Annotated in this window: 12 protein-coding genes; 9 read left to right on the top strand and 3 right to left on the bottom strand. The window is 36.1% G+C overall.

Annotated elements, in window-relative coordinates; genetic code table 11:
• Positions 1–64 precede the first annotated feature (64 nt).
• A complete protein-coding gene (locus IEX65_RS06640) occupies positions 65–796 on the bottom strand; it encodes a DUF4197 domain-containing protein (RefSeq protein WP_188765236.1) in 732 nt (243 codons plus the stop codon).
• 144 nt (positions 797–940) lie between these two features.
• On the opposite strand from IEX65_RS06640, the gene IEX65_RS06635 reads away from it, so the two are divergent.
• The 6 genes from IEX65_RS06635 to IEX65_RS06610 all read left to right on the top strand — a co-directional run bounded on the left by IEX65_RS06635 (position 941) and on the right by IEX65_RS06610 (position 8,293).
• The gene (locus tag IEX65_RS06635; RefSeq protein ID WP_188765235.1) at positions 941–2,200 is read left to right on the top strand and encodes a competence/damage-inducible protein A; all 1,260 of its coding nucleotides are present in this window, start codon (positions 941–943) and stop codon (positions 2,198–2,200) included.
• Between the two features lie 96 nt (positions 2,201–2,296).
• Positions 2,297–3,601, top strand: coding sequence for a dihydrolipoamide acetyltransferase family protein (locus IEX65_RS06630; RefSeq protein WP_188765234.1), 1,305 nt, complete (start codon positions 2,297–2,299; stop codon positions 3,599–3,601).
• 274 nt (positions 3,602–3,875) lie between these two features.
• Positions 3,876–5,309 (top strand): MBOAT family O-acyltransferase, encoded by a 1,434-nt coding sequence (locus IEX65_RS06625; RefSeq protein ID WP_188765233.1) that lies wholly within the window; start codon positions 3,876–3,878, stop codon positions 5,307–5,309.
• A gap of 50 nt (positions 5,310–5,359) precedes the next feature.
• Positions 5,360–5,890, top strand: a complete 531-nt coding sequence (locus IEX65_RS06620; RefSeq protein WP_188765232.1) for a hypothetical protein — start codon at positions 5,360–5,362, stop codon at positions 5,888–5,890.
• Between the two features lie 60 nt (positions 5,891–5,950).
• Entirely contained in the window at positions 5,951–6,805 is an 855-nt protein-coding gene (locus tag IEX65_RS06615; RefSeq protein ID WP_188765231.1) for an AAA family ATPase, read from the top strand.
• 291 nt (positions 6,806–7,096) lie between these two features.
• Positions 7,097–8,293 carry a vWA domain-containing protein gene (locus IEX65_RS06610; RefSeq protein WP_188765230.1) on the top strand — a complete coding sequence of 399 codons (1,197 nt, stop codon included), beginning with the start codon at positions 7,097–7,099 and terminating at the stop codon, positions 8,291–8,293.
• A 58-nt stretch (positions 8,294–8,351) separates the two neighbouring features.
• Here IEX65_RS06610 and IEX65_RS06605 read toward each other — a convergent pair whose 3' ends face one another.
• Positions 8,352–9,371: an acyl-CoA reductase gene (locus IEX65_RS06605; RefSeq protein WP_188765229.1), complete on the bottom strand. Its 1,020-nt coding sequence runs from the start codon at positions 9,369–9,371 to the stop codon at positions 8,352–8,354.
• 116 nt (positions 9,372–9,487) lie between these two features.
• Here IEX65_RS06605 and IEX65_RS06600 point away from each other — a divergent pair, with 116 nt between their 5' ends.
• The 3 genes from IEX65_RS06600 to IEX65_RS06590 all read left to right on the top strand — a co-directional run bounded on the left by IEX65_RS06600 (position 9,488) and on the right by IEX65_RS06590 (position 12,712).
• Positions 9,488–9,838, top strand: coding sequence for a 4Fe-4S dicluster domain-containing protein (locus IEX65_RS06600; protein WP_188765228.1), 351 nt, complete (start codon positions 9,488–9,490; stop codon positions 9,836–9,838).
• A gap of 359 nt (positions 9,839–10,197) precedes the next feature.
• Entirely contained in the window at positions 10,198–11,325 is a 1,128-nt protein-coding gene (locus IEX65_RS06595) for a porin (protein ID WP_188765227.1), read from the top strand.
• 61 nt (positions 11,326–11,386) lie between these two features.
• Positions 11,387–12,712, top strand: a complete 1,326-nt coding sequence (locus tag IEX65_RS06590; RefSeq protein ID WP_188765226.1) for an ammonium transporter — start codon at positions 11,387–11,389, stop codon at positions 12,710–12,712.
• Here IEX65_RS06590 and IEX65_RS06585 read toward each other — a convergent pair.
• Positions 12,678–12,839 (bottom strand): hypothetical protein, encoded by a 162-nt coding sequence (locus IEX65_RS06585; RefSeq protein ID WP_188765225.1) that lies wholly within the window; start codon positions 12,837–12,839, stop codon positions 12,678–12,680. The two genes, IEX65_RS06590 and IEX65_RS06585, sit on opposite strands and share 35 nt — an antisense overlap.
• Positions 12,840–12,849 lie beyond the last annotated feature (10 nt).

Raw genomic sequence — 12,849 nt, 5'->3', positions numbered from 1 at the left:
AAATGTGAGATAACAAAAAAGCCATGAAAGTCTGACTTTCATGGCTTTTTTAGGTAATAATTTATCAAGACGCACCAAAAACTCTTTTCAAAATTTCGGTAGTTCGGGCTAATGGATTTTCTCTAATTCTGGCTTCTTCTTGTTCAACTAAAATAAATAAGCCATCAATAGCTTTTTGAGTTGCATAACCTTTCAAGTCAGGATTTACTTTTTGAGTAAATGGCAAAGCATTGTAGGTTGTAGCCAAATCTGTATAATATCTGGTTGCTTGCGTTTTTTGAAGTGCTTTTTCAACAACTGGCATAAAAGCCTGAACCAATGCGTCAGAAGTTGTGCGTTTCAAAAACATAGTTGCTGCATTTTTATCGCCACGTAAAATTCCCCAAGCATCCGAAAAAGACATACTTAGAATCGCATTAATAAAGATTGGTTTGGCCTCTTTTGCTGCTTCTTCTGCCCCTCGATTAAGCGATAATACAAACTTATCAACCTCGTTTCCTAAACCAATTTTACGAAGTGCGGTTTCTACACGCTGAACTTCTGGAGGAAAAGGAATCTTAATTTTAGGATTCAAATAAAATCCATTTGTTTTTGAAGCACTATCTGCTCCTTTATTGATACCTACTTTCAAGGCTTCTTTAAGACCCATTACCACATCATCGTTGGTCAATGCTCCGCCGCCTTGTGTCTGGCTTAAAACACCATCTAAAACTTTTCCGAGATTAATCTTCTGTCCAGCACAACTTTGAAGCGTCAAAATACTGATTAATAAGGAAATAGAGAGTAATCTTTTCATTTGAATGAATTTTCTAATTGTTTTTGTGAATAATTAATTGTCTAACTAACGAATCAACAGCGAAAATTGTATTTTTGTGCCGTGAAAGTTTTGGAACTACAAAACTACATCATTGTCCTGCGTTTTATTTAATTAAATCTTTATATGAGACCCATTTTAGCGGAAGTAGTAACAATTGGTGACGAAATTTTATATGGACAAATAACTGATACCAATACTCAGTGGATGAGTACGGAATTAGATAAAATAGGAATCAAGACGGTTAGGAAATCGTCGGTAGGCGACCAAGAAGATAAAATATTACAGATTTTGGCAGAAGCTGAAGGACGTGCCGACATCATATTACTCACAGGAGGACTTGGCCCAACAAAGGACGATATTACGAAGAAAATGCTTTGTAAATACTTTGATGATGAGTTGGTTATTAATGAAGATGCCTTAGCATTTATTACGGATTTTTTCACAAAGCGAGGCCGCCCAATGACAGAGTTGAATCGTTTACAAGCAGCCGTTCCGAGTCGTTGTACTTATTTAGCTAATAAAACTGGCACTGCCCCGGGAATGTGGTTTGAGCGTAATGGAAAAGTTTTCGTTTCGATGCCGGGTGTGCCGCACGAAATGAAATATTTGATGGCCAACGAAGTAATTCCTCGTTTGAAAACTTTCTTCGAAACTCCGATAATCTACCATAAAATGATTCGTACGATTGGAGTGGGAGAGTCGTTTTTGGCTGAAAAAATCGAAAATTGGGAAGATAATTTGCCCGAACATATCAAATTGGCTTATTTGCCAAGTTTCGGACAAGTGAGATTGAGACTTACAGCCGTTGGTACTGACGAGGAACAACTCAGAAAAGATGTTGATGCTGAAATAGAAAAGGTTTTACCGCTCATTGGTTCGTCGGTTTTTGGTTTTGATAATGATGATTTAGAAGTGGCTATCGGCAAAGAATTGAAGAAGCAAGGACTAACAGTTTCGGCTGCCGAAAGCTGTACAGGTGGCTATATTTCGCACATGTTTACTAAAGTGCCAGGTAGCTCTGCTTATTTCATGGGAAGTGTGGTGAGTTATGATAATTCGGTGAAAATAAATGTTTTGGGCGTAAATGTCGAAACTATTGCTCAACACGGAGCTGTAAGTGAAGAAACAGTAACACAAATGGCAGATGGAGCAAGAAAATTGATGAAAACTGATTTTGCGATTGCAACAAGTGGCATTGCTGGCCCCGATGGAGGAACACCCGAAAAGCCAGTAGGCACACTTTGGATTGCTTGTGCGATGGAAGGCCGAACAATAGCTCGAAAAATTCAAATGGCTAACCAAAGAGACACTAATATTCAATATGGTAGCGTTGTAGCCTTGAATTTACTCCGTAAAATGATGAACGGAGATTATGAAAGTTAATTTTTAAACGACTGACAAGAATTTATTGTTTTAGAACTATCGACCATTGTCTGTTGACTGTGGGCTATAAAAGAAACTTCAACAAAACTTTAAACTATGGCTTTAATTGAAATGATAATGCCCAAAATGGGTGAGAGTATTTTTGAGTGTACGGTTTTAAACTGGCTAAAAAATGTTGGTGATAGAATTGAAGCCGATGATATGATTTTGGAAGTAGCAACCGATAAAATCGACACTGAAATAGGTGCATCGCATTCGGGGGTTATTAAAGAGTTTTTGGTACAAAAGGGCGAAGTAGCTGTTATCGGTAAACCGATTTGTATCATTGATGTAGCGGGAGAAGAAACAGTTGCTCAACCAAAAGTAGTAGAAGAGTCGAAAACCGAAAGTTTGGCTGAGGTCGAAAAGCTTATCGAGCAACCAGTGGGCGATTTGGTAAATATTCTTACTACTCCAACCGTAGCTGCACAAGCAACAACGCCATCAAATAATAGATTTTACTCACCTTTGGTCTTGAATATTGCCAAAGAAGAAGGTATTTCGTTTGAGCAATTGGATAAAATAGTTGGTACTGGTTTAGAAGGCCGAGTAACTAAAGACGATATTTTGGCATTTATCAAGCAAGGGGTAGCACCAATTGTTGCTGTGTCAGCTTCTGTTGCTCCCGAACGCATAGTTGTGGCTTCGGGTAGCGACCAAATCATCGAAATGGACAGAATGCGTAAGATGATTGCCGAGCGTATGGTTGAGTCTAAACGAATTGCTCCACACGTTACTTCTTTCGTTGAAACGGATATGACAAATGCAGCTGTTTGGCGTGGTAAAACCAAAGGTAAATTTAAGCAAGATACTGGCGAAAATATTACTTTCACACCTCTTTTGATTGAAGCCGTTGTGAAAGCTATCAAAGATTTTCCGATGATTAATGTGCAAGTCGATGGCGACAAAATCATTAAAAAAGGAAAAATCAATATCGGAATGGCGGTTGCTCTTCCAAATGGTAATTTGATTGTGCCTGTCATTCACGAAGCTGATTCTTACAGCTTGATTGGCTTGACGAAGAAAATCAACGACCTTACTTATCGTGCAAGAAACAATAAATTAAAAGCCGATGATTTGGCCGATGGAACACTGACAGTTTCAAATATTGGTTCTTTTGGTAATATTGCTGGAACACCGATTTTGGTGCAGCCTCAAGTATCAATTTTGGCTTTTGGTGTAATTCAGAAAAAGGTATCGGTTATCGAAACCCCACAAGGAGATACCATTGGTATTCGCCAGAAAATGATTATTTCTCATACCTATGACCATCGAGTAGTTGATGGTTCGTTGGGTGGGCAGTTTGTAAAACGAGTTTCTGATTATTTAGAAAATTTTGATTTAGACCGCAATTTATTCTAATAAAATATACTATTTTTACCCAAATTAATAAAATCTGGCATTAAAATTGCTTTATTTTCTGCAATTATTAGAAAAGATTTTATTGTTTTTTGGGGTATAAATAAAGGCATCGAAGCATCTTCGATGCCTTTTTGATTGTAAGGCTTTGTGAAACTGAATGGTTTTGCTCGAAAAACTTTTATAAATCAAAATAAACACGGAACTTTGAAAAGTAAAGTAGTTTTGTGTTAATTAAAACTCAGAACTCAGAATTTAGAACTCAGAACTCTCGAACATGCTTTTTAATTCTTTTGAATTTCTAATATTTTTTCCCCTCGTTACGCTTATTTATTTTGCCCTTCCGCATAAATACCGTTGGTTTCATTTACTAATGGCCAGTTGTGTATTTTATAGTTTTTTTATTCCAATCTATATTCTTATTTTATTTTTCACTATTGTAATTGACTATATAGCTGGTATTTGGATTGAGCAGTCGCAAGGGCGAAATCGAAAAATGGCATTGATTATGAGCTTAGTAGCTAATATCGGTGTGCTTTCGGTGTTTAAATATTATAACTTCTTTATTGATAATTTTAATTCGGTTCTCTTTAAAATATCTCCCGAAAACTTGCTGCCTCATTGGGATATAATTTTGCCGATTGGGCTTTCCTTCCACACATTCCAAGCCATGAGTTACACGATTGAGGTTTATCGTGGAAATCAGAAAGCCGAGCGTCATTTTGGTATCTATTCGCTTTATGTAATGTTCTATCCACAATTAGTGGCTGGGCCAATCGAACGTCCGCAGAATGTGATACATCAATTCTATGAAAAGCACGAGTTTAATTACGAATTGGCCAAAAGTGGTTTGCGTTTGATGCTTTGGGGGATGTTTAAGAAAGTAGTGATTGCCGACCGACTTTCATTGTTTGTAAATAAGGTTTATGGAAATCCGACTGATTATCAAGGGCTTCCATTGATTATTGCTACTCTTTTCTTTACATTTCAAATTTACTGCGATTTTTCTGGCTATTCAGATATTGCCATTGGCTCAGCTCGTGTGATGGGTTTTGATTTAATGAAAAACTTCGATAGACCGTATTTCTCAAAAAATATTTCTGAATTTTGGCGTAGATGGCACATTTCACTTTCAACTTGGTTCCGAGATTATCTATATATACCGCTCGGTGGAAATAGAGTTGGGAAATACCGCCGATACTTCAATCTTTTCTTTGTATTCATGATGTCGGGGCTTTGGCATGGTGCAAGCTGGCATTTTGTTATTTGGGGAGCATTACATGGTATTTATCTTATTTTTGGACAAATTACCAAATCGGCACAAGATAAAGTCCTTTCGATTTTACCTTCAGCTTTTTTGAGAGATTTAGTCAATACGACCATAACTTTTATATTGGTGGCTTTCGCTTGGATATTTTTTGCGGCACATTCAAACGCCGACTCAATTTATGTAGTAAAAAATATTCTAAAAAGCAGTACACATACGCTCTCGCAAGTAATAGATATGATTGGTTTGAATGATTTATATATAATCATCGTTTCAATGTTAATCATGGAGTTTGTGCAATGGCAGCAGCGTGGCCGAAGTATCGCAAAATGGTTTGAAGCAAAGCCAAAATGGCAGAGATGGGGTGCTTATTACCTTGTTTTGTTTTTGATTTTATGTTTTGGAGTATATAATAATTCTCAATTTATCTATTTCCAATTCTAAGATTTGACCGAATTTCATTAATAGATTATACAATTTTAAACAATAAAGATATGAACGAAGGATTTGACCCTGAAGAGATTGCCGAACTCAAAAAAGAGTGTGAGCAAGAAGGACAAAATTATGTGATTGTGGAAGATGAAGATGGCATGAACGATTCGGGAGAATTTGCTCATTTTCAGTTTGTTGGAAAACACGAAGGCAAAGAAGTAATTTATGATGCCGTAATGGGTACACTTCGTTTGAATCATAGCAGTTTAGTTTTTGAAGAAGCTGAAACTCGAATGAAAAAAGCATATCCAAATTATGTGGAGATTGACAAGCGTAAGCCCAATCACAAAATTGATGAAGACTTAGAGTTAATGCTCGAAGAAATCATTGAAGAATTGGAAGAAGAAGAAGTAATAAAAGTAAAAGAATTTGTGGAAGTTGAGCCAGACTTTGAATATGGAATTGGCTTGGATGTTTCGTTGAATGTTGAAGAAATTACTCATGAGGTAATTACTAAATTTATCAATGAATTTAACGCTGGAACGCTCAAACTCGACCCAACTCTTTATAGTTTTACGAGCGAAGAAGAGTAGAACAGGTTTCTAACTTGTTCACCGTAGCAAAACAATTTAGAAAATTGTTCTACAATTTATATGGAAAACAAACAAAACGCCAGTTTTCAAGGCACTTCTAATTATGTAGCTACTCGTGAGCTTCAAACTGCTGTAAATGCTGCTGTGGCTTTGCAACGCCCACTATTGATTAAAGGCGAACCTGGTACTGGGAAAACTTTGTTGGCTTTTGAGGTTGCAAAGGCACTCAACAAACAATTATTTACTTGGCACGTAAAATCAACTACTACCGCTCAGCAAGGGCTTTACGAATACGATGCAGTATCGAGGCTCAGAGATTCTCAACTGGGCGATGACCGTGTGCATCACGTAGAAAATTATATCAAAAAAGGTAAAATTTGGGAAGCATTCGAGACGGATGAACAATCTGTACTATTAATTGATGAAATTGATAAAGCTGATATTGAGTTTCCGAATGATTTATTGCAAGAACTCGACCGCATGGAGTTTTATTGTTACGAACTCAAACGTACCATCAAAGCCAAGCATCGTCCTATAATCATTATCACTTCCAATAATGAAAAAGAACTACCCGATGCCTTTTTACGTCGTTGCTTTTTTCATTTCATTCGTTTTCCCGATAAAGAAACCATGCAACAGATTGTTGATGTTCATTATCCAAAACTCGAAGAAACGCTTCTTACAAATGCTTTAAAAACCTTCTTTGGTATCAGAGAAGTAAAAAATATCAAGAAAAAACCATCTACCAGCGAATTAATTGATTGGCTTCGTTTGCTTTTGGTTGGTAAAGTTTCGGCCGAAGATTTAGAAGATTTGAATAAAATGAACGAAATACCTCCGTATCTTGGAGCATTACTAAAGAATGAATCAGACTATGATTTATTTAAGGCTTTAAGGGAGAAAGGTGTTAAGTAGGACAAGTTTCTAACTTGTCATTTCTTCTTGTATTGTGTCTTTAAAATCTTTACAATTAAGATTGGTTAGAATGTTAGATTTAGTGAGAGCAATTATAGTCCGTAGGACTTTCAAATTGGTAGCATAAAACCTAAAAATTACAACAAAAATGCCGTAGGTATTAAACTATTATCTCAATTTGTTGAATACCTACGGCATTCTAATATTGACCAAAACTTAGTTTTTACCGATATAAAAGTCCTATGGACTACTAAATTGAATTATTAAAATAGAATGTTATTAATTCACCAAATGCTAACCAATTTCTTTTATCATCTTAGAGAAAATAACCTAAAGGTCAACCTTCGAGAGCATCTGACTTTGTTAGAAGCTCTCAATAAAGAAGTCGTGGTCTATAACACCGAAGATTTTTATTTTCTGAGTCGTGCTATTTATGTAAAACATGAACAGAATCTTGATTTATTTGATAGGTTATTTAGTCAGTTTTTTGATGGCGTTGAGGAGGTTCGAGTAGAAGATTTTCTAAAAATTGATGATAGTTGGCTGATAAAAAAGTTTTTAAGTGAATTATCAGAAGAGGAAAAAGAAGCTATCAAAGCGGCTGGTGGTTTAGACGAATTGCTGGAAAGGTTAAGAAAAACAATTGAAGAACAAAAAGAACGCCACGAAGGCGGAACCAAATGGGTTGGAACGGGTGGCACTTCACCATTTGGAAATGGAGGTTATAATCCAGCTGGAATCAGAATAGGAGGGAAAGGCGGCGGAAAAAATGCTGCCAAAATTTGGGATAAACGTGAGTTCAAGAATTATGATGATAATCTTGAGTTAAATACACGTAACACCCAAATGGCTTTAAGACTTTTACGAATCTTGACTCGTGAAGGTGTAGAAGATGAATTGAACTTGGAAGAAACCATCGACCGAACATGCAATAATGCGGGATTTCTGGATATAAAAATGCAGGCATCAAAGCAAAACAGAGTAAAAATATTATTGTTGCTTGATGTGGGTGGTTCAATGGATGATTTCGTTGAAGAGTGTTCGATGCTCTTTTCTTCGGCCAAGCATCAGTTCAAAAATTTAGAATTTTACTACTTTCATAATTGTGTGTATGAAAATATGTGGAAAGATAATAATCGCCGATATGAAGATAAAATCTCTACTTGGGATGTATTGAATAAATATAACAAAGATTATAAAGTGATTTTTGTTGGCGATGCCTCGATGTCGCCGTGGGAGTTATCCGAACCACGAGGTAGTGTAGAGCATTTCAATGCTGAAGCTGGCACGGTTTGGCTCGAACGATTTAGAGATAAATTCCCAAACCTGATTTGGCTAAATCCAATTAATGATGGTTACTGGCAATATACCCACACAATTCAAGAAATCAGAAAATGGTCTGATAATCGAATGTTTCCGCTAACAATCAGTGGTTTAGAAAAAGCCATGAAATGTTTGAAAAACAGTAAGTTGAAATTTAATTCGTAGTCTATTTGAAAGAAGCCTCCGCAAATGAGAAATCCTCAGTCCGAAGGCTTCCTTGATTTTACAAATTCATCAAAAAAAACATCGTATCAATTCCATCGGCAAAGTCTTCAAGTTTTGGTACTTGTGCTTCACCAAATCTGAAACTATTTTCATATTTAGCATCGGTTGAAACTGTACACTGAATTTTTTCGGCGTTTTCTTCTAAAAGTTGAGCTAAATGCGTTTCATTTTCGTAGGTTTCATAATAACAAACTGAAATTGGCGAAACCAATGCCTCATCTTCTTTCAAAATTAAAAATCCATTATCTAAATGTGGTACTCGATTGACTAAATAAATTGATTTATTATAATCATAATTATTGTTGTATTTATGGTGCAAACGAATGGTACTCCAATATTCAATTGATTCATAAAATTTATCAAACTGATAGCCGATTGGTACATAAAGTTTAGATACATTTCTACAACCTAAACCAAAGTATTGGAAAATATCATTACCCAAATCGGCTAATTCACTACGAGTTTCGTTACCATTAATCACTGCAACCGATGTGCGGTTTCTGCGTATAATTCTTGGTTTTGATGCAAAATAATACTCAAAATGCTTAGCTGTGTTATCGCTTCCTGTTGCAATTAGAGCATCAGCATCGTTTAATCTTTGAGCAATTCTAATCACTTCTTTCAATGATGGGTCTAACTCAAAAAGCTTATTGATTAAAAACATCATCGTAGCGGTGTCGCTCGAACTAAGTTTAATCAATGCGATATTACCTGTCAGTACCGTACAAAGTAAGTCATGAAAACCAACCGCAGGAATATTCCCAGCCATTACGATACCAATTTTCTTAGGATTGTTGTTTTCTGAAATTGAATATTTTTCGGCAAATTTTTCGAGAGCTACTTTATTCAAATAAATTTTGGCGATATTTTCAACAGCCAGCTTTACGTTATCTTCTGTAAACCATCCGTTCTCATTTCTTGCCGACGAAAATAGAGGCTTTAATGGTTCATCATTCAAAATTTGTAGAATGAATTCACCAAGATTTGAAAATGTAATAATATGTTTTTTATATTGCATTATTTTTAGAAAATTATTGCTCGTTTGTAAAATCTTACAAAAATACAAGTAAACTGAAACTTTGAAGCCTTATATTTGTTTAAAGTTTAGTAAACTATTAAATATATAGAGAGAGTATGGCAATCATTATAACTGACGAGTGTATCAATTGTGGTGCATGCGAACCAGAATGCCCAAATACAGCCATTTATGAAGGTGGTGTTGAATGGACTTGGTCTGGTGGAACAAAACTCACAGAAGTAGAATTAGAAGATGGAACCGTAATCGGTGGAAAAGACCCAATGGCTCCAGTATCTGATGAGTTCTATTATATTGTTTCAGACAAATGTACGGAGTGTCATGGTTTTCATGAAGAACCACAATGTGCGGCGGTTTGTCCAGTAGATTGCTGTGTGCCTGACCCAGACCACGTAGAAGATGACGAAACTTTATTGGCTAAAAAAGCATGGTTACATGCTGAGGCATAATGCCGTGTCATGATTGAGTAGTAGTTGTAAGTATATTATACTAAATAAGTAGCCCCAAATTAGTTATTCTGATTTGGGGTTTTTTTGTGTTTTTCTTGAAATTGTACAATATTAAGAATAAATTGTATTTCGGAATATAATTTGTTAAAAAGCTTTAAAGTCAAAATAATATTCGTTTTAATGTAAAATATAACTTTTTTTATAAATAGTTTAATTTTTAAACATATATTTTGTGTTTTAGATAAAATATTTAAAAATATTGGATTTTTTTATACTTAAAATTTGGATTTAATTAATTTTTAACGAAGATTTGCATGAGAATTAAATCTAACCAATGATTAATTAAACCAAAGAAAATTATGAGAAAATCATTTTTTACCGTACTTTCATTGTTTACAGTAGTAAACGTATTTGCTCAAGATGCTACAACAAAATCAGAAGAAAAGAAAAGCCCTTTCACGTTTTCAGGATACGTTGATACTTATTTCTTCGGAAACTTTAACGCACCAAAATCAAAATCAAATTTAGGAGCATCCGGATACGAAAGAGCATTCGACCAAAAGGTTGGACAATTTCAAGTTGGTTTGGCTCAAACAAAAATGACTTACTCTACTGACAAAGTTGATGGAGTTATTGACTTAACATTCGGTAACCACGGCGACTTAGGTAATTATGGTAATGCTTTAGGTCGTGTTTTGGTTGGCGGCAAAGAAGCAACAGGAACTGCACTTGCTATCAAACAAGCATACTTGACTTGGAAAGCAACTGACAAATTATCGATTACGGCTGGTCAGTGGGGTACTCACATCGGTTATGAAGTAATTGATGCCCCAGTTAATTACAATTACTCATTATCAAACCTCTTTAACAATGGTCCATTCTACCATACAGGTTTGAAAGCTACAGTTGCTACTTCAGCTAAATCATCATTGACTTTCGGTTTAGTAAATGGTATTGACTCGAAAGATGATAACAACAGCAAACTCGGAACAATGGCTCAGTTCTATGTTTCACCTGCTGAAGGTTGGAATTTATATGTAAACTGGATTGGTAGTGATGAAGGTGTTGATGCAAAATCATACTATTCATTGTTTGACTTAACAACTTCATACCAAATTACTGAGAAATTCTTGTTAGGTGTGAATGCAGCTTATGGTTCGCAAGATAAATTAAACTGGGGTGGTGCTGCTGTATATGCACAAGCTTCATTGTCTGATAAATTTGGTTTAGGAGTTCGTTACGAATATTTCGATAATAAATCAGGTATCAGAGCATTGAAAAACCGTGAAGGTAACGGAACTTCTGTAAATTCATTCACATTGACAGGAAACGTTATTATCTCTGATAATTTATTATTCAAGCCAGAGTTCCGTATTGATAGCTACGCAAAATCAAAAGCTGGAATGGCTCAATTTGAAGACAAAGATGGTAAATATACGAAAGACTCTCAATCGACTTTCGGTGGAGCTTTAATCTTCAAATTCTAAACTCGTTATTAACCTAAACCAATACTTAATTTTTTGTACAACATTTAAACCTCAAATCACTATGCGTAAAAATCCGCTTCCCCTGATTATTTTGTTAGTGCTTGCCGTAGTTGCGTTGTTGCTTCCTGCGGTGCCTTCAACAATCGTTACAGAAGGAATTAACTCAGGCGATACTGCTTGGATGTTAGTTAGTACAGCTTTGGTATTAATCATGACCCCTGGTTTAGCTTATTTCTATGGCGGTATGGTAAACACCAAAAACGTTATCTCAACAATGTTACAAAGCTTTATTGCAATGGGTGTGATTTCTGTACTTTGGGTTACAGTAGGTTATAGCCTTGCTTTCGGAGAATCAATCGGAGGTTTTGTTGGAAACCCAATGACACACTTCATGTTTGCAGGTGTTTTAGAAAGCAAACCGTGGTCACTTGCTCCAACTATTCCATTAGTAGTATTTGCTTTCTTCCAGTTGAAATTTGCTGTAATTACTCCAGCTCTTGTAACTGGTTCATTAGCTGAGCGTATCAACTTCAAATCTTATGTATTGTTCATTATTTTGTTCAGTATCTTCGTATATGCTCCTTTAGCACACTGGACATGGCACCCAGAAGGTTTCCTTTTCAAAATGGGAGTTCTTGATTTCGCTGGTGGTACTGTTGTACACATGTCGGCTGGTTGGGCTGCTTTGGCTGGTGCAATTTACTTGAAACGTCGTCGTACACACGTAGAAGGTAGCTTCCTTCCACCTGCAAATATTCCTTACGTATTATTGGGTACAGGTTTATTATGGTTCGGTTGGTTTGGTTTCAACGCAGGTTCTGCTCTAAGTGCTGGTACTTTGGCTGCTTCGGCTTTTGCTACTACAAACACTGCTGCTGCTGCTGCTGGTTTAGCTTGGGTATTACTTGATGCTGCAAATGGCAAAAAAGTATCTGCTCTTGGTTTCTGTATTGGTGTAGTTGTTGGTTTAGTTGCAATCACGCCAGGTGCTGGTTTCGTAACAATCCCTCACGCTATCTTCATCGGTACAATTTCATCTTTGATTTCTAACTATTTAGCTCACTTAAAAACAAAAACTGCTTTGGATGATACGCTTGACGTATTCCCTTGCCACGGTGTTGGTGGTATGGTTGGTATGTTGTTGACTGGTGTATTTGCTAACAAAGGAATCAATGCTGCGGTTGTTGACCAAGGTTTGTTCTTCGGTGAGTCGAAATTGTTTATCAATCACGTAATTGCATTAGTAATTGTTTCTGTATTTGCTTTTGCGATGTCGTTTGTAATGTTGAAAATCACTGATTTGATTTTACCACTTCGTGTATCTGAGGCTGACGAAAAAGCTGGTCTTGACATCAGTCAACACGACGAATCATTGGTAGAAGCATAAAATATTCATACTTTTGTAACAAAATCACAATTGCGGTTAAAACCGTACTTTTATTGTGGTTTTGTTGTACTCCATAAGTCAAAATGCCCGCCGTTTGGTGGGCATTTTCTTTTTGTGGAGCGAACATTCTGTTCGTC

The sequence above is a fragment of the Emticicia aquatilis genome, from assembly GCF_014644295.1.
GTDB classification, from domain to species: domain Bacteria; phylum Bacteroidota; class Bacteroidia; order Cytophagales; family Spirosomataceae; genus Emticicia; species Emticicia aquatilis.
Note: the sequence above shows the minus strand (reverse complement) of the source record. Positions and strands in the feature narration are given on the sequence as shown.

Excerpts from the sequence above, each read along its gene's own strand:
- IEX65_RS06610 (WP_188765230.1), top strand. The coding sequence starts at position 7,097 with ATGCTAACCAATTTCTTTTATCATCTTAGAGAAAATAACCTAAAGGTC.
- IEX65_RS06595 (WP_188765227.1), top strand. The coding sequence starts at position 10,198 with ATGAGAAAATCATTTTTTACCGTACTTTCATTGTTTACAGTAGTAAAC.
- IEX65_RS06600 (WP_188765228.1), top strand. The coding sequence starts at position 9,488 with ATGGCAATCATTATAACTGACGAGTGTATCAATTGTGGTGCATGCGAA.
- IEX65_RS06625 (WP_188765233.1), top strand. The coding sequence starts at position 3,876 with ATGCTTTTTAATTCTTTTGAATTTCTAATATTTTTTCCCCTCGTTACG.
- IEX65_RS06605 (WP_188765229.1), bottom strand. The coding sequence starts at position 9,371 with ATGCAATATAAAAAACATATTATTACATTTTCAAATCTTGGTGAATTC.
- IEX65_RS06640 (WP_188765236.1), bottom strand. The coding sequence starts at position 796 with ATGAAAAGATTACTCTCTATTTCCTTATTAATCAGTATTTTGACGCTT.
- IEX65_RS06620 (WP_188765232.1), top strand. The coding sequence starts at position 5,360 with ATGAACGAAGGATTTGACCCTGAAGAGATTGCCGAACTCAAAAAAGAG.
- IEX65_RS06635 (WP_188765235.1), top strand. The coding sequence starts at position 941 with ATGAGACCCATTTTAGCGGAAGTAGTAACAATTGGTGACGAAATTTTA.
- IEX65_RS06615 (WP_188765231.1), top strand. The coding sequence starts at position 5,951 with ATGGAAAACAAACAAAACGCCAGTTTTCAAGGCACTTCTAATTATGTA.
- IEX65_RS06590 (WP_188765226.1), top strand. The coding sequence starts at position 11,387 with ATGCGTAAAAATCCGCTTCCCCTGATTATTTTGTTAGTGCTTGCCGTA.
- IEX65_RS06585 (WP_188765225.1), bottom strand. The coding sequence starts at position 12,839 with ATGTTCGCTCCACAAAAAGAAAATGCCCACCAAACGGCGGGCATTTTG.
- IEX65_RS06630 (WP_188765234.1), top strand. The coding sequence starts at position 2,297 with ATGGCTTTAATTGAAATGATAATGCCCAAAATGGGTGAGAGTATTTTT.